General features: G+C 68.9%; 14 protein-coding genes. 9 read left to right on the top strand and 5 right to left on the bottom strand.

The window, feature by feature from the left end; all coding sequences use genetic code 11:
• The first annotated feature begins 266 nt into the window (after positions 1–266).
• The 9 genes from AC3EUV_RS20100 to AC3EUV_RS20060 all read left to right on the top strand — a co-directional run bounded on the left by AC3EUV_RS20100 (position 267) and on the right by AC3EUV_RS20060 (position 7,753).
• Positions 267–647, top strand: a complete 381-nt coding sequence (locus AC3EUV_RS20100) for a hypothetical protein (protein ID WP_432142912.1) — start codon at positions 267–269, stop codon at positions 645–647.
• Positions 648–754: 107 nt separating this feature from the next.
• Positions 755–1,432 (top strand): hypothetical protein, encoded by a 678-nt coding sequence (locus AC3EUV_RS20095; RefSeq protein ID WP_432142913.1) that lies wholly within the window; start codon positions 755–757, stop codon positions 1,430–1,432.
• Between the two features lie 42 nt (positions 1,433–1,474).
• Positions 1,475–1,861 (top strand): hypothetical protein, encoded by a 387-nt coding sequence (locus AC3EUV_RS20090; protein WP_432142914.1) that lies wholly within the window; start codon positions 1,475–1,477, stop codon positions 1,859–1,861.
• 39 nt (positions 1,862–1,900) lie between these two features.
• The gene (locus AC3EUV_RS20085; RefSeq protein ID WP_432142915.1) at positions 1,901–2,281 is read left to right on the top strand and encodes a hypothetical protein; all 381 of its coding nucleotides are present in this window, start codon (positions 1,901–1,903) and stop codon (positions 2,279–2,281) included.
• A 134-nt stretch (positions 2,282–2,415) separates the two neighbouring features.
• On the top strand, positions 2,416–2,946 hold the full coding sequence (locus AC3EUV_RS20080) for a DinB family protein (RefSeq protein ID WP_435603494.1): 531 nt from the start codon (positions 2,416–2,418) through the stop codon (positions 2,944–2,946).
• 131 nt (positions 2,947–3,077) lie between these two features.
• Complete coding sequence (locus AC3EUV_RS20075) at positions 3,078–3,635, top strand: PadR family transcriptional regulator (protein ID WP_432142917.1); 558 nt, start codon at positions 3,078–3,080, stop codon at positions 3,633–3,635.
• A 112-nt stretch (positions 3,636–3,747) separates the two neighbouring features.
• Positions 3,748–5,469, top strand: a complete 1,722-nt coding sequence (locus tag AC3EUV_RS20070) for an acyl-CoA dehydrogenase family protein (RefSeq protein ID WP_432142918.1) — start codon at positions 3,748–3,750, stop codon at positions 5,467–5,469.
• A gap of 302 nt (positions 5,470–5,771) precedes the next feature.
• Positions 5,772–6,443, top strand: coding sequence for a hypothetical protein (locus AC3EUV_RS20065; RefSeq protein WP_432142919.1), 672 nt, complete (start codon positions 5,772–5,774; stop codon positions 6,441–6,443).
• The gene (locus tag AC3EUV_RS20060; protein ID WP_435603493.1) at positions 6,440–7,753 is read left to right on the top strand and encodes a sensor histidine kinase; all 1,314 of its coding nucleotides are present in this window, start codon (positions 6,440–6,442) and stop codon (positions 7,751–7,753) included. The genes AC3EUV_RS20065 and AC3EUV_RS20060 overlap by 4 nt, the downstream gene beginning before the upstream one ends.
• Positions 7,754–7,885: 132 nt before the next feature.
• Here AC3EUV_RS20060 and AC3EUV_RS20055 read toward each other — a convergent pair whose 3' ends face one another.
• The 5 genes from AC3EUV_RS20055 to AC3EUV_RS20035 form a co-directional block, all read right to left on the bottom strand.
• Complete coding sequence (locus AC3EUV_RS20055) at positions 7,886–8,365, bottom strand: HIT family protein (protein ID WP_435603492.1); 480 nt, start codon at positions 8,363–8,365, stop codon at positions 7,886–7,888.
• A 105-nt stretch (positions 8,366–8,470) separates the two neighbouring features.
• A complete protein-coding gene (locus AC3EUV_RS20050) occupies positions 8,471–10,132 on the bottom strand; it encodes a flavin monoamine oxidase family protein (RefSeq protein WP_435603491.1) in 1,662 nt (553 codons plus the stop codon).
• Entirely contained in the window at positions 10,129–12,015 is a 1,887-nt protein-coding gene (locus AC3EUV_RS20045; protein ID WP_435603490.1) for an alpha-keto acid decarboxylase family protein, read from the bottom strand. Before AC3EUV_RS20045 ends, AC3EUV_RS20050 begins: the two co-directional genes overlap by 4 nt.
• Positions 12,012–14,129, bottom strand: coding sequence for a flavin monoamine oxidase family protein (locus AC3EUV_RS20040; RefSeq protein ID WP_435603489.1), 2,118 nt, complete (start codon positions 14,127–14,129; stop codon positions 12,012–12,014). The genes AC3EUV_RS20045 and AC3EUV_RS20040 overlap by 4 nt, the downstream gene beginning before the upstream one ends.
• A gap of 7 nt (positions 14,130–14,136) precedes the next feature.
• Positions 14,137–15,609: a Dyp-type peroxidase gene (locus AC3EUV_RS20035; RefSeq protein WP_432142925.1), complete on the bottom strand. Its 1,473-nt coding sequence runs from the start codon at positions 15,607–15,609 to the stop codon at positions 14,137–14,139.
• Between the last annotated feature and the right edge of the window lie 452 nt (positions 15,610–16,061).

Genomic DNA, 16,061 nt, shown 5'->3' with positions numbered 1-16,061 from the left:
CCTTCCCTCGGGTGAGGGGCTTTCGGTATGGCCGTGGGCGGCCGGCGCTCCCGTGGTCCGCCGGCCGCGGGAACCGTGGTTCCTCGTGGTCCGAAGCCGTGGTTCCCGTCTTCCCGTGGCATTTCTCGTGGTTGCCCCGCAAAGGAATCTCCGGGTACCGAAGTCTTAGCCGGATCCAATTGATTCGGCAGCTCCCTCATGACTTACTCATCGCACGGCGTCGAATTTCCCCGGCGCCCCGGACAGTGCAAGAGGGAGTAACTACCGTGCAGATCAAGCATCGGGCTGTATTCGGTCTTCTCGCGGTGGGGGCCGCGTGCTTCTCCACCGTACTCTCCGCGCCCGCCGCTTACGCGGGTTCCCAGAACTACATCCAGATCACCAACCACGCCGGCATCCTCGCCAATACCTGCTACAAGTGGCGTGATGCCGAGGGCAAGAACTACTGCCACAACGTGCGGCCGGTGAATGACACCTGGAAGGCTTATTTCCCCGAGGAAGCGACCGGCGCAAAGATCGATCTCAGCACCAGCATCGTCGACTACGCCACGGTGGACACCGCCGCGGTGACCGACACCAACAAAAACCACTGCTTCGAGATCACCGGCCTCGTCGACCGGCCGAAGCTCCAGGAAACCGGCTGCTGAACCACCCGGAAATGCAGGAAGCGCCGCCGTCACGCCTTCCTGCACAGCGGAATGACCCAGAACAGAGCGAGGAAACGTTGATCCCCACATCCACCACCGCATCCCGCATGGCGCTCACCCTCGGCGCCGTCGCCGCCGCGCTCGCCCTGGCGGCGCCCGCGGCCTCCGCCGCCCAGGGCTCCGCCCTCCCCGACGTCAATGGCCATACCGACAAGTGGGTGGAGGAAGGCAGCCCCTCCGTCACCTACGATAACGGTTACCAGGTGAATTCCGCGGAAGAGGTCAAGCGCGCACTGGAACAGTGCAATGACAGCAAGGTGTCCTGCTCCTCGACGACCCTGGAATCCAAGCAGGTGACCAAGTGGTTCGACGTGGACAACGCCGGTATGGGCATCGGTCCCATTCAGAACTGTAGTCCCGGCGCCGCGGAAATAAACCAGACGCTCAGCGGCACCCGCACCTTCAGCTGGGGCTGGAATGTCGGTGCCAGCGTCGATATCACCCTGGTCAAGGACAAGCTGGGCGTGGGCGCCTCCGCGCAGTACAGCGAGACCAACACCGAGTCGAAGAGCGGCGACATCAGGATCACCATCAAGCCGGGGCAGAAGGGGATGCTCCTGCTGGGCCATGACATGGAACAGCGGGTCTCCGATGTGACCATCCAGGGCGGCGAGTTCGGCGGCGCGAAGATTTCCGGACTGCGCACCGAAATCCCGCTCAACACCACGGCACGCGCCGACACCGACGTGGTCGCATGCGGCGCCGCCCTCAAGAACGGGCGCTGAGCCGCCGCTCCCACGCGCGTCACTCTCACGAAGGGTCATCCTGTGCGGAACATCAAGAAGTCGGCGGCCTACGGGGTCGCCGCACTGGGGATCGCGCTGGTCGGCGGCGCGATGACAGCACCGCCGGCCGCGGCCGCGGGCTCGGGCAAGTACATCAGTTTCTCCAACAAAGGCTGGTTCATCGCCGAGACCTGCTACCACTGGGCGTCCTCGACCACCCCGGACTCCTGCGACAAGGGGAAGGCCATCGGCACGGACTGGCGGGTGGAAATCCCCGATGACGCCAAGGGCGTCAAGGTCGAGGTGACGGTGGACGGGCAAATAGCGGGTGACAATGTGTCGCCGCAGATCACCGACCTGAGCCGCAGCTACTGCTACGAGCTGAGTGGCTACACCTGGGGTCCGAAGAGAACCGACAAGACCTGCTAGGGCGTGCCCGGACCAATGAAGCGAGAGGTGAACTCCAGCATGCGAAGCAAGAAGCGTTCCCTGGCATACGGTGCTGCCGCCCTGGGCCTCGCCCTGGCCGGCGCGGTACTGACGGCGCCCTCCGCCACTGCCGCCTCGGACAACTACCTCCAGTTCGACCACCAGGCGGCGTCGCTCATCGACACCTGCTATGAGTGGAAGGGCCCGGACGGAATAGAGAAGAAGAACTACTGCCACAACGTCCGGCCGGTGGGCGACAGCTGGAAGGCGTATTTCCCCGCGGAAGCAACCGGGGTCACGGTCCAGGTGCACTGGTCGGGTGGCTCCACGCCGCTGTACATCAACGAGCCCGACAAGAACCACTGTTACCGGATCGAGGGAATACTCCCCAACATCCACGTCCTCGATCTGAAGTGCTGACCGGCTGACCCCGGGGCCCGTCGGTGTCTCCTGCCGGCGGGCCCTGCGCATTCCACCGGGCGGCACTGCCCGGCCGAACTGCTTGCCCGCCTGATACCTGGACAGGCCACCCCCGCCTCCATAAGGTCCTCACCATGGTCCACAAAATCGAACCCGCCGCTGAGCCTCCGGTGACTCTCACCAGCCCCTACGACCTGCTGACCGGCTATCTCGATTTCTACCGGAACACCGTGCTGCGCAAGCTGGAGGGAATGTCCGACGCGGAGCTGAGGGCCAGCCGCCTGCCCACCGGATGGTCGCCCCTAGGATTGTTCAGGCACCTGGCCTGTGTGGAATTGCGGTGGCTGCAATGGGGGTTCGAGGGCGAACACATCGAAGAACCCTGGGCCGACTTCAAGAACGGCTCCGGACCGTGGCATGTGGGCCCCGAAGAATCATTCGAGGACATCAAAGAATTCTTCCAGGAGCAGTGCACCCGCTCCCGCGCCATCGTCGCGGCGGCCCACCTGGAGGACCGGGCAGCCACCCTCGGCGGAACCATCCCGCCCGACGAGGACCGCCCCACCCTGATCTGGATCCTCTTCCACCTCCTCCAGGAGTACGCCCGCCACGCAGGCCACCTCGACATCGCCCGCGAGCTGGCCGATGGGGCGGTGGGGGAGTAGGGGGACGTTTCCCGCGACCACACGACGCCACCCCGGGCGCCCGGCCCGCACCTCGCCGCGCCCGGGTGAGCCGCGTCTCACCCCCGCGGCGCCTCTTGTCTATGCAACTCGTTGCATAGAAGGATCGGGGCATGGCGCTCGAGCACGCGATTCTTGTCTCCCTGCTGGAGAAGCCGGGCTCCGGCTATGAGCTGGCCCGGCGGTTCGAGCGGTCCATCGGATACTTCTGGACCGCTACCCACCAGCAGATCTATCGCGTCCTCAAGCGGATGGAGAGCGACGGCTGGATCGATGTCCGCGAGGTGTCGCAGCAGGCCCGGCCGGACAAGAAGGAGTACTCCGTCGCCGCTCTCGGCCGGACGGCGCTCGCCGAGTGGCTGCACGAGCCGATCGAACCGGAGAGCGTCCGGCACGACCTCGCGGTGAAGATCCGTGGTGCGGCCTTCGACGATCCCGCCGCGCTGATCCGTGAGGTCGAGCGGCACCAGCAGATCCACCGCGAGCGACTCACGCACTATCTGGCGGGGGAGCGCCGCGACTTCACCGGCCCCGAGGCGCCTGCCACGCCCGACGCGGGCCAGGAACTCCAGCACGTCGTACTGCGCGGCGGAATCGCCTACGAGCGCATGACGCTCGACTGGCTGGACGACGTGCTCGCCACCCTCCACCGCCTCCGACCCGAGCGCTGAACCGGCGCCCGGGTGCGCCACACCGCTGCCCGGCCGCCGTGCTCGGGTCCGCCACCGAGCTGTCCCGTCCACCACCCGCACACCACAACCTGAGCCGGAAAGGCGAACCTCCATGGCCGACCCGCTGCTGTTCAACCCCCGCACCTACGACCCGGCGCACTTCGACCCCGAGACCCGCCGGCTGCTGCGCGCCACCGTCGACTGGTTCGAGAACCGCGGCAAGCGCAAGCTGATCGAGGACTACCGCTCCCGCGCCTGGCTGTCGGAGTTCCTTGAGTTCTCCAGCAAGGAAGGGCTGTTCGCGACCTTCCTCACCCCGGCCTCCGCCGCCGACGGCCACCAGGACAAGCGCTGGGACACCGCCCGGATAGCCGCCCTCAACGAGATCTTCGGCTTCTACGGCCTCGACTACTGGTACGCCTGGCAGGTCACCATCCTCGGCCTCGGCCCGGTCTGGCAGAGCGACAACGCCGCCGTCCGCGCCCGCGCCGCCGAACTCCTCTCCCAGGGCGAGGTGTTCGCCTTCGGCCTGTCCGAGAAGGCGCACGGCGCCGACATCTACTCCACCGACATGCTGCTGGAGCCCGACGGTGACCGCGGCTTCCGCGCCAGCGGATCCAAGTACTACATCGGCAACGGCAATGCCGCCGGACTCGTCTCCGTCTTCGGCCGCCGCACCGACGTCGAGGGCCCGGACGGCTATGTCTTCTTCGCCGCCGACAGCCGCCACGAGGCGTACCACGTGGTGAAGAACGTCGTCGACTCCTCGAAGTACGTCAGCGAGTTCCGCCTCGAGGAATACCCGGTCACCGCCGCCGACATCCTGCACACCGGCCGCGCCGCCTTCGACGCCGCCCTCAACACCGTCAACGTCGGCAAGTTCAACCTCTGCACCGGCGCGATCGGCATCTGCGAGCACGCGATGTACGAGGCCGTCACCCATGCGCAGAACCGCATCCTCTACGGCCGCCCCGTCACCGCCTTCCCGCACGTCCGCCGCGAGCTGACCGACGCCTACGTCCGCCTCGTCGGGATGAAGCTGTTCAGCGACCGCGCCGTCGACTACTTCCGCTCGGCCGGCCCCGACGACCGCCGCTACCTCCTCTTCAACCCGATGACGAAGATGAAGGTGACCACCGAGGGCGAGAAGGTCATCGACCTGATGTGGGACGTGATCGCCGCCAAGGGCTTCGAGAAGGACACCTACTTCGCCCAGGCCGCCACCGAGATCCGCGGCCTGCCGAAGCTGGAGGGCACGGTCCACGTCAACCTCGCCCTGATCCTCAAGTTCATGGGCAACCACCTGCTGAACCCGGCCGAGTACGCGCCCGTGCCGACGCGCCTCGACGCGGCCGATGACGCGTTCCTCTTCCGGCAGGGACCGGCCCGCGGTCTGGGCGCCGTACGCTTCCACGACTGGCGCACCGCCTACGACGCCTTCGCCGGGGTGCCGAACGTCGCCCGTTTCCGCGAACAGGCCGACGCCCTCTGCGAGTTCGTCACCACCGCCGCCCCCGACGAGGAGCAGAGCCGCGACCTCGATCTGCTGCTCGCCATCGGCCAGCTGTTCGCGCTGGTCGTCCACGGCCAGCTGATCCTGGAGCAGGCGCAGCTGACCGGCCTCGACGAGGACGTGCTCGACGAGCTGTTCGCCGTCCTCGTCCGGGACTTCTCCGCACACGCCGTCGAGCTGCACGGCAAGGACTCCGCCACCGAGGCGCAGCAGAACTGGGCACTGGGCGCGGTCCGCCGCCCGGTCGTCGACGACGCCCGTTCGACGCGCGTCTGGCAGCGGGTGGAGGCCCTGTCCGGGGCGTACGAGATGGCCCCGTAACCACCCCGCAATCCGCCGCCGGCGCCCCGGTCCGGCAGGCTCAGCCCCGTCCGCCCAGGTCGGCTGAGCCCGCCGCGCCGGGGCGCCGCCGCGCGAGCGGCACGAGGATTCCCCGGCGTCCGCGGCACCTGACCCCGCCGGCTTCACCGGATAGCGGCCGGATACTCACCTTTCGGGCATATCGGATATCTCCGGCTGTGTGGTAAGACGCAGCGACTATGATCCGGACAGGCCCAGCCCGCACCACGACTGGAAGAGATGTGCCTCTGCTCCGCTCCTTGCCTTCCCCGGGGCCGGTACGGATGACGTCGCTCGCACTTGCGGCGACGGGCATTGTGGCGCTGTTGGGCGGCTGCGCGGGGAGCGGGGAGCCGCGGAGCGCCGGCCCTACCTCGGCCGCGTCCGCCCCGGTGCGGCTGTGGCCGGATCGCAGGCCCGCGCCGCAGCCCGAGCGGGGCAGGGGCGAGAACCTCCCCGCCGCCGTTCCCGGGGTGCCCCGGGTGCCGTCCGGGGACATCCGCAAGGCGCCGCTGCTCACCGTCGTCAAGGCACAGATGGACGCGGGCTCCGCCCTCGACGGCGGACCGCAGTTCGACTCCGCCACCGAGAGCCGGATCGATGCCTGCGCCGAGGCACCGGAGCACTGCCCGGTGCGGAAACCGCAGTACCAGGACCTGACCGGTGACGGGAAGCCCGAATTGATCGTGGGCATCGAGGCGCCGGACCGGTCCCTGGCCCTGTGGGTCTTCCGGCTGCGCCACGGGGTGGTGACCCGGATCATGGACGCCGCCGCGACTCCGCTGTCGGTGGAGATCGCGAACGGCGAGCTGATCCTGCGGGAGCCCACGGGCACCCCCGGGTACGCCACCCGCACGGTCTACGAGTGGGACCCCCGGACGCAGGCCATGACGCTGCGGGCCATGGAGTTCGATGAAGCGGACACCGCCACCCCCGCACCGAAGAGGACGCCATGAGCGCCGGCCGGCCTTGTGCGCGGCTGCGGCTGCCCGCATGGACGGCGACGCTGTATTGGAAGTTCGCCGTCTTCGTCATCGTCATGTGCTGTGTGCTCGCCACGGTGGTCGGCGTGCTGGTGCACGTCCTGGTCGGCCGGCAGACCGACGAGCAGGCCCGCAGTGCCGCCCTGGCCGAGCTCGACACCGTCGCGGCGGCGTATGTCGCCGGGGAGCCGCTCGGCCGCAACGCCGCGGTGAACCCCGCCGACCTCCCCGCCCCGCTCCGCGCCATGGCGCGGCAGGGCGAGCGCGGCACCCAGCTCGGCGAACACCGGGGCCGCCCGGTGATGTGGGCCGTCACCCCCGCCGACGGCCGGGCGCTGGCCGTCCACCTCGACCACACCCAGCGGGCGGCCGCGCTCCGCGGGCTGGACCGGGCCATCATCGGCTCCTCGGCCTTCGCGATCGCCCTCACCCTCCTCGTCGGGCTGTTCGCCGTCTCCCGTATCACCCGTCGGCTGCACCGCACGGCCCAGGTCGCCCGCAGGATCAGCACCGGCGATCTCGACGCCCGGGTGGACGATCCCCGGGTCCTGCACCCCGATCAGGCCCAGGACGAGGCCGCCGCGGTGGCGGCCGCACTCGACGCGATGGCCGCCGCACTCCAGGCCAAGCTGAACAGCGAGCAGCGTTTCACCGCCGACGTGGCACATGAGCTGCGCACCCCGCTGACCGGGCTGCGGGTGGCGGCCGAACTGCTGCCGCCCGGCCGTCCGACCGAGATGGTGCAGGACCGGATCGGGACCATGAGCCGGCTGACCGAGGACCTGCTGGAGATCTCCCGTCTCGACGCGGAGGTGGAGCAGGCCGATATCGACCTGCATCAGCTGGGGCCGCTGGCCGAGCGTGCGGTGCGGGCCACCGGGCTGGCGGCCGAGGTCCGCATCGAGCGGGACGCCCTGGTGGAGACCGACCAGCGCAGACTCCAGCGCGTGCTCGGCAACCTCGTCGCCAACTCCCACAAGCACGGCCGCCCGCCGGTGATCCTGACCGTCGACGGCCTGACCATCACCGTGCGGGACCACGGCGACGGCTACCCCGGCCAACTCCTCGACCACGGACCCCAGCGCTTCAGCAGCCACTCCGGAAGCGGCAAAAAAACCGGGCACGGCCTCGGCCTGACCATCGCCGTCGGCCAGGCCCGGGTCCTCGGCGCCACCCTGCACTTCTCCAACGCCCCCGACGGCGGAGCCGTCGCCGAACTCGTCCTCCCCCCATCACCCCCGGACCGGGGCCTCCAACAGCCGATGGGCGGGGACGACTCCTAGGGCGTGTCTGCTGGCACCCGCCATCGCTTCGCGCTCGCCGCCGGCGCCGTGCTCACCTACGCATCGGTGTCATTCCCGGCCCGCCCCGAGTCCGGCGCCCCCTGCGGGACGACCAGCCCACTCCCACCCCCGTCACACCTCCGACCGCAACAGGTCCAGTTCGCTGCCGATGGCCTCCCGCAGGGCATCGTGCTGAGGGCCGAGCCGGAACTGGGTGTCGCTCCACCGGTCGCGTGGATAGAGCCACACCGGCGCACCCACCAGATCGGCCGGTTCCCAGTCGAACCGCGGCCAGACATGCGCATGCAGGAAGGGATCCGTGTTGCCCAGGATCTCCAGATTGACCCGCCGGAAAGCCGGGTCCAGCCGACGGCAGGTCCGCTCGACCGCTTCGCCGAGCCGGTCCATGTCCGACAGGAACGAAAGCCGCTTGCTCTTCGGGAGGTCCGACAGCCGCTGCACCTGCGGTCCGTCCACCAGCAGAACCGAGTACCCCGGCAGAAACTGCACATCACCGATCGCCGCGAACCCGGAATCCAGCCGCCGCAGCACCGTCGGGTTCTCACCCCGCAGCGCCGCCCCGATCCGGTCCGCCCGCCACTCACCAGTCATGGTCAGAACCTATCGGCAGGTGAGCCGGGTGTTCAGCGCGGAGGCCCGGCCGGCAGTCGCAGCTGCCGGCCGGGCCCCGTGCAGCTCGGGCGCGTCACAGGTGTCTTAGAAGAGACCCTGCGTCAACGCGACCGAGTCGGGTACCGCGATCTCCTCGGGGGCGGTCAGGGGCATGATGCCCAGGATCTGATGGATGACGTAGTGGGCCGACATCATGGCGCCTTCCTGCCAGCCGGGCAGGGGGGAGATCTGGTCGCCGGTGACGAAGAAGGCGCCGGTGCCCTCGGGTTGGAGCAGTTGTTTGTATGCCTTCTTGTGGGAGGCCTGTTGTGGTTTCCAGGCCGCCCAGCCGCCCAGTTGGTAGGGCACCTTGTGCCAGGCGATGGAGATGCCCTGCTTGTCGGGGACGAGGTCCTTGTTCTTGAATTCCGGGTGCAGTTGGACGGCGCCTTCGCGGGCCAGTTGCAGGCGTTTCTCCGGGGTGAGCTTGCCGAGGGTCTCGGCCGCGGTCCCGAAGTTGTAGGCGCCGGTCAGGGTTCCCTTGGTGGAGAAGTAGTCGTTGGACGGGTACCACATCTGGGTGATGTTGTGACCGGTCCAGCTGATCCCGCCGTAGATGCCCTCGGTGTCGTCGGTGCCGCCGAGGTCGCCCTCCCAGAAGCGGCGGTTCGCCTGCCAGCCGACCTTGCAGGTCTTCTCGAACTCCACGACGCGGAGCGCCTGCTGGAAGGGGTCCGAGAAGTGGGTGAGTTTGATTTTGCGGAGCACCGGGACGGGGATGTTGCTGACGCAGTAGCGGGCGTCGGCCTGGAGCTCGTCGTCGCCCTTGCGGTATTTGAGGCTGACGCCGAGACCGCGCGGACCGATCTCGATTTCGCGGACCTCGGCGCCGAGCACGATCTTCGCCCCGGCTCGTTTGGCCTCCCGTGCCAGTGCCTTGACGATGTGGTCCATGCCGCCGACCGGCTGGAACATCGTCGCCTGCCACAGATAGTCGACCGGCTGGTAGAAGCGGGTCTTCCAGAAGCCCGAGTGCACCAGATCCTCGAAGGACAGCGGCGGGGCCGGGACCGGCCACTCCGCGATCTCGGGGCTGTCCAGATAGCCGGAGCGGGTCGAGCCCCGGTACTTACCGTTGGCGTCGAGCGCGCCGAACACCCGGAGCAGATCGCGGAGTTCACCCGTGAAGGCGTCGTGGCCCTCCAGTGTCTCGGCGAGCTTGGCCGCGAGGTGGCCACGGGTGTCGTTCGCCACCCGCCGGTTGGGCCAGGTCACCTCGGCATGGGGCGGACGGACCCGGTTCGCCGTGGTCTCCATGACGTACGGCTCCAGGGCCACACCGAAGTCCCGGCAGTACTTGAGCACCCGCCGGTGGTGGTACGGGATACGGCCGGGCCCGAGGTTGAGGTACAGGCCCTCGTCGAACTCGCAGCGGTGGGTCGGGGTGGGGGTGCCGTGCTCATCGAGTTCGTAGAGCTGGTCGCCGTGGCGGGCGGTGCGGTTGCGTCCGCCGATGCGGTCCTGCGCTTCGAGGACGGTGACCTGGTAGCCGAGCATGCTCAGCTCGTACGCCGCTGTCAGGCCCGCCACACCGGCGCCCAGGACCAGCACCTTCGCGCCTGCTCCCGGCTTTCCGGCGGGCCGTACGGTGCCGGTCCACCCGGTCGCCTCCGGCCCGGACAGCCCGCTCATGGCGTGCCGCAGCACCTTCGCCGAGTCGTCCACGGGGGCGTCCGCCGCGGGCCGCCGGGTGCTCCGGCCGGTCATCGCCTGCTCCGTTCCGACGCCGCACCGGCGGGCTGCGGACAGTTCTCGGCGATCTTGTACTGGAGCGCCTCGGGATAGTCGTGCCGGTCCAGCTGTACCCGCACCACGATCGGGCCCTGGTTGATCGCGTCGCTGGGTTCGGCGATCCGCGCCAGCAGGGTGGTGAGTTCGTCGTGCCGGCGGACCGCGAAGCCGTGCATCGGGTGCTTGGTGGAGCCGAAGACGTCCGCGAGCTTCTCGTACCGCCAGGGGTGCAGTTCGTTGTAGAACTCGGCGCCGTCGGAGCGCGGGGTGCCCTCCTGGTAGTAGCAGGGGTGCACCAGCATCTGCTCGATGCCGTAGAACGCCTCGTTGTCCAGGACGAACACCACCGGGCGCAGACCGTGCCGCACATGGGTGGACATCTCCTGGCACGTCTCCTGGAACGAGCCGTCGCCGACGAAGACCATCGGCCGCTTCTTCGCCTGGCTCCGGCCGAGCGCCACCCCGGTGGCCGCGCCGACCGAGTAGCCGATGGACAGCCAGCTGTTCTGCGCCACGTACGAGGCGCGCTCGGCCATCCGCAGATTCATCGAGCCGATCAGCGCGAACGCGGCGTCACACACCACCGTGAACGGGTTGCTGCGCTCCTCCGGCGGCTCGCTGGTCTGCGCTTCGAGGAAGGCGTTGAGGTGTCGGAAGAGGCTGTCGTACGTCAGGTTCTCCGGGTACGGTCCGCCGGTCTGGGAGGCCAGGTAGGCGGCGGTGCTGTCGGGGACCGCGAGGCCCGCCTTGTGGGCACGGGCGAAGTAGTCCGCGGCGAAGGCACCGTCCCCGAACTCGGCCACCAGGCGTTCCCGCAGCGCGGGGAGGAACCCGGCGAGCTGCACATCGGGGAAGTACGAGGCGCCGACATGCACGCCGTCGTGGGCGGCGACCGCCCAGTCGTCCCCGATCGACTGCACCCCGCCGAGGTTCTTCGAGGTCGCCCACGAGCCCAGTCCGATACGGCAGCCCGCGTTGTTGAAGACCTCGGCGACCTTCGGGTTGCTGGCCTTGCCGTTGTAGACGCCGGAGAAGCCCGGGGTGTACTCGGACACCACGGATTTGGCGCCGACGGTGGTGCAGAACGGGATGCGGGTCTCGTGCACCAGCTTCTCGAACTCGTCGGACAGCCGGAAGCGGTCGATCTCCTCGCCGGCCCACAGGATCGGGTTGCCGTACTGCCGGATCAGCTCCACACATGCCTCGACCGCGCGGTCGAGCATCTGCTGCTTCTTCACCGTGACGGGCCGCTCGCGCCGCGTCAGCCGGCCCTGCGGTGCGGGACACCGCGCTCCCCAGACGTCATCCATCACCTCCAGATAGACCGGCCGGCGGTGCGAGAGGCAGGCGGTGATCGCGCTGTCGATCTGGGTGGGGGCCAGCCCCGGGTTGGAGATGGCCTGGGCGTCCACGGTCACCTGGCGGTAGACCTCCAGGTTGCTCTCCGGGCGCTGTGACATGTGCGAGGTGAGCAGGCCGATCGCCTGCTGGTTGAGCCACTGCTCGTAGGAGGGCGCGGCGTTGATCGCGATCAGCGGTACGTACTCGGCGAAGGCCCCGCCGATCGCGTTGAGCAGGTTGAACGCGCCCACGCTGTAGGTGACCGCGACCGCGCCGATGCCCTGCTCGCCGAGCATGATCTCCGCGTCGGCGGACTTCACCCGGGCATAGGCGTCCGCGGCCTGGCCCGCGCCGCCCTCGGTGGGGGTGCCCACCCAGCGGACCGTGGTCTTCTCGTGCAGGGTCGACAGGAACGGGCCCAGGTGGTCGCCCGGAACGCCGAACAGATGGGTGATGCCGAGCTGTTCCAGCCGGCGGGCCAGATACTCGGCCACCGTGCAGGTCGGTGAGCTGGTCATGACGTCAGCACCCCCTCGCGCGGCTGGTCCGACGACCCGGCGGCGGCCCGGCGCTCGCGGGGCGCCGCGGCCCGTGCGCCCATGGCGCTCTCGTCCGCCGCGGGCCCCTCGTTGACGGCGAGGGCGGCCCGTACGGCCGTCTCCACCGCACCCTCGATCCAGGCGTGCTTGAGCGACACATGCTCACCGGCGAAGTGCACCGGCCCCTCGGGCCGCACCACATCGAGGTGGAAGCTGGTCATCTGATGCGGGGTGTACACCGCGGCCTCTCCGCAGGCGTACGGGTCCCGCAGCCAGCTCTGGGTCTGGCCGGCGCCGGTGTAGAAGACCTCGATCCGGCGGCCGTGCACCGACTGGAGGTTGAGCAGGGCGTAGCTGTAGCGCTCGGCGTCCTCGAAGGAGTCCCAGCGCGCGGCGTCGTCCGACCAGGAGTAGCCCGCCAGCACCACGCCGCCCTGACTGCCGGGGACGGGGTGCGAGGGGTAGTACATGAAGCGGTTGGGGTTGTCGGTGGTGGAACCGCCGCCGTAGGCATGGGTGGCCGGGCGGACCCCGCCGCGCAGCGGGGAGTTGCGGTAGTACTCCACCTGCTGTGCGCTGATGTTCTTCTCGTCCACGCTCGGATGGGCGCCGAGCAGCCCCGTGGGCAGGTCCCGCAGACTCTGCGGAACGGCCAGCGCGGCCTCGGCCTCGTCCTCGCCCCGCTGCTGGTAGTAGTCGTACAGCCCCGGCGCGATCGCGTCGAGCTCCCGCTTCCAGTCCTCCTCGGTGAACTCCCACCAGCGGCGGGAGAATTCCAGCAGGACCTTGGTCGCCTGGTCGTAGTGCGTCTCGATGACGGCCCGGCGCTTCTTGTACGAGAACGGCGGGGTCACGGCGGTGAACCGCAGGCTGGAGAACGGGATGGTGACGATCGCCAGGTCCCCGGTCCAGGTCTCGACCGGGCCGGACGGGTCGCCCTCGGGCACGGTCTGGATGGCGACGGCGGGGCCGCCCGGTCCGGCGAGTCCGCCGTGATGGCCGTTGCGGCCCGGATCGTAGTACTCCAGCCGGACCATCCGCTGGCCCATCACGATCTGGTCGCGCAGATCCTTGGCGAGCGCCTCCGGGAGCTTCCGGCTGCCGCCCTCGATCTCCCAGTAGGTGGCGGTGGGGTCGATGTCGCTGCGGCCCAGGAAGCTGTGGAAGAAGGCGAGGTGCAGCCGCGAGGTCATGTTCTCGATCGTGCCGATCGCCTCGATGGCCTCATCGCTGAACCCGGCGTACTCGCGCAGGAAGCGGCCCATGGAGAAGCCGTCGAAGTCGCGGACGACCCCGGCCCAGCCGTCCAGCCACTCCTTGAAGGGCTTGTTGACGCGCTTTCCGTCGCTCTGTAGCACGGAGTAGTAGTCGCGCACCGGCTCCAGCGCCTGGTTGACCATGTCGGACACGGTCAGCCGCGATTCGCAGCCGGTGAGGTGGAAGCCCTCGTTGATCTGGGACGGGTCCTTGGCGTAGTGGGCGCGGCGCACCTGGGCGCGGTTGGTGCGGATCCAGGTCTGGTTGCGCTTGTCCGGCTCCCGGAACTCGGGGCTGGGGTCGCCGTACGTCCAGATCTTGCCGTCCTTGAACGACTTGTAGATCACCGGCGGGACCGGGGCGGTCTGATTGCCCGTCGACGGATCGATGTCGACGTTGAAGAACAGCCGCCGCTTCAGGCCGAGTTTGTCGATCAGCGCCAGGGTCAGCGGGTGGAAGCTGGGCAGGCGCATCGCCCCGGCCTCCGCGTACTGCGCCGGGTCGGTGAAGGGTGGCGGCTCGCCCTTCTTGGCGTGGAAGGTCTTGATGCGGCCGCCGACCCGGTTGGCGTTGGCCTCCAGGATCGTCACATCGTGACCGGCACGGGTCAGCAGATCGCCGGCCACCAGACCGGCGACGCCCGCGCCGACGATCAGGATGCGCTTGGGGACGGCGGGGCGCTCCAGCCCCTTGTCGATCAGTACTTCGAGGTAGCGCAGCTTGAGGTCCTCGTTGGCCGGCTCGGGGCCGACCAGCAGCAGTTCGCGGGCGAGCTGCTGATAGGTCTTCTCGTTGGCGCGCTCGGCTCCGGTGTACTCACGGCGGATGTCATTCATCGGGGGCTCAGCCCTTCCCGTCCAGGGGCTCGTTCGCGGCGAGCCGCCGCAGCGTGCTGATGGACGGGGTGAAGGCGTACACCGCGCCGGTGGTCTGCACGAACCGGTTCATCGAGACGGTGCCTTCCTCGCCGTCGGCCAGCACGATGTGGGCATCCGGGCTGCCCGAACCGCCCTGCCTGATCGTGCCGGTCACCTTGTCGATGCCGTTGGGAGAACCGGGGTCGCCCGGCAGGAAGTTGGGGTTGTTCGACCAGGCGCGCTGGAGGAACTCGAACTGCCGCTCCAGCGAGGTGCCATAGCACACGAACATCAGGCCGCGGTCCGCGTCCGCCTTGCCGGCCGCGTACGCGGGGCCGTAGGGAATGCCGCGGCGCATGACGCGGTGCTTCTGAGTGGCCTCGAAGTGCCGGGGATTCGACCTGCGGATGTGCGCGGCGCACGGGGTCTGCTTCCCCTTGCCGTCGTTCTCGTAGGTGAAGTCGTTGCGCTCCGGACCGACCCCGGTCACCGGGTTCTCGCCCTGCGCGAGCGGTGTGCCGTCCTTCTTACGGCCGACCAGACACGCGCCCAGCAGCTCGGGGGAGATGGCGTGCGGCCGGAACTTGCCCGCTTCACGTTCCACCGCCTCGTTCCAGCCGGGGACGTCCTGCCGCAGTCGGCGCACCACCTGGAGAGAACCGTTGTCCAGCCACTTGGGAGCCTCGGGCGGCGCTCCGCTCTCACTCGTGTGACCGAAGACGAACTCGCCGGGCTCGACCAGGGTCGACCCCGGGCGGTTGTCCCGGGCACCGGGATTCTCCCGGTCCTCACGGTGGAAATCCTTGACGCCGGGCTGCGAAATGGCGTCCTTGTACCCGAAGTGCTCATGCCCCCGCAGATCTCCGGTCAGGGTGCGGCCGTCGTCCTGATGGACCAGGGTCACCCCGTGCGCCGAATCAGCGGCGGCAATATTCCGGAGCTTTTCGTTCAGCGCCTCTTCCGTGTCCGCGGCGACGATCAGCACGGCGTGTACGCCGGTCCGGTCCGAGCCGAAATGCCAGTGCTCGGGCGCGCTGGTCCCGTCGTCGCCGAGGTCCGGAGCCCGTCCGGCCGCACCCTTCACAAACGACTCGAACGGCGCCAGATCCTTCTTCACCTTCTCGGGTTCCCGGGCCACCTGGAGCAGGCCCTGGAACGTCAGGGACACTCCGACCCAGGTCGCGACGAGGAACGGATCCTGGCCGTAAGCCCGGCGGGAAAGCGAGAACTCCTCGTTGAAGTCCTCGACCGTGGCGGTCACCGAGACCGTATTCAGCATGACGGACAGCCAGCCACGGCCACTCGCACCGTCGGGGAAGCGGACATAGCGGAACGCCATATAGTCCTTGTTGAAACCGGAAAGAATGTTGCCCTGGATTTCCATGGATCTGCGCAGCGGCGGCTCCGGAAGCTGTTCGATTTCCGGGGCACCGGTCGGGCGCAACGACGTAGTGGTCACTTCTCTCCTTCGGGCGAGCTGCGGGTGCTCCGGGGGCATCGGGAAATTCGCATGCAGGCGAAGACGGCTCCCGGCACGCAGAGGCGGAGGTCGATACGGAAAGGGCACAAGGGCACACCAAGGAAGCCGGTGCACGGCTTGCGTCGCCAGCCCAGCACCGACCCTGCCACTTCGCAGGACCACCGACGCCAAACGGAGCAACCGGCCACCCGTACCGGTGACGGACCGTGCCCACCGGGGCGCAGCGAATCGGAGAATCTACCCCTCTGGACGGTGCCCTCATCCCCACAGCTGTTCCGCACGGATGCACCGGTCCGCCGGGGCTGCCGCGGGCGGTCGGACCGCGCTCGGGGCGTGCGCCATACAAGGCCGGGGGCACCGCGAATGCGCCCCTCTTCGCGCCCCTGGATCACTACGTTTGCGCTGTTCACCACCCGTACCGAGGGTCGGTG

It is taken from the genome of Streptomyces sp. bgisy130 (assembly GCF_057708345.1).
This window is presented reverse-complemented; position numbering and strand designations above follow the sequence as displayed.

What these genes read in the sequence shown, in the direction of transcription:
- AC3EUV_RS20055 (WP_435603492.1), bottom strand. Translation starts at nt 8,365, where the DNA reads ATGACTGGTGAGTGGCGGGCGGACCGGATCGGGGCGGCGCTGCGGGGT.
- AC3EUV_RS20085 (WP_432142915.1), top strand. Translation starts at nt 1,901, where the DNA reads ATGCGAAGCAAGAAGCGTTCCCTGGCATACGGTGCTGCCGCCCTGGGC.
- AC3EUV_RS20050 (WP_435603491.1), bottom strand. Translation starts at nt 10,132, where the DNA reads ATGACCGGCCGGAGCACCCGGCGGCCCGCGGCGGACGCCCCCGTGGAC.
- AC3EUV_RS20045 (WP_435603490.1), bottom strand. Translation starts at nt 12,015, where the DNA reads ATGACCAGCTCACCGACCTGCACGGTGGCCGAGTATCTGGCCCGCCGG.
- AC3EUV_RS20095 (WP_432142913.1), top strand. Translation starts at nt 755, where the DNA reads ATGGCGCTCACCCTCGGCGCCGTCGCCGCCGCGCTCGCCCTGGCGGCG.
- AC3EUV_RS20060 (WP_435603493.1), top strand. Translation starts at nt 6,440, where the DNA reads ATGAGCGCCGGCCGGCCTTGTGCGCGGCTGCGGCTGCCCGCATGGACG.
- AC3EUV_RS20070 (WP_432142918.1), top strand. Translation starts at nt 3,748, where the DNA reads ATGGCCGACCCGCTGCTGTTCAACCCCCGCACCTACGACCCGGCGCAC.
- AC3EUV_RS20065 (WP_432142919.1), top strand. Translation starts at nt 5,772, where the DNA reads ATGACGTCGCTCGCACTTGCGGCGACGGGCATTGTGGCGCTGTTGGGC.
- AC3EUV_RS20075 (WP_432142917.1), top strand. Translation starts at nt 3,078, where the DNA reads ATGGCGCTCGAGCACGCGATTCTTGTCTCCCTGCTGGAGAAGCCGGGC.
- AC3EUV_RS20080 (WP_435603494.1), top strand. Translation starts at nt 2,416, where the DNA reads ATGGTCCACAAAATCGAACCCGCCGCTGAGCCTCCGGTGACTCTCACC.
- AC3EUV_RS20040 (WP_435603489.1), bottom strand. Translation starts at nt 14,129, where the DNA reads ATGAATGACATCCGCCGTGAGTACACCGGAGCCGAGCGCGCCAACGAG.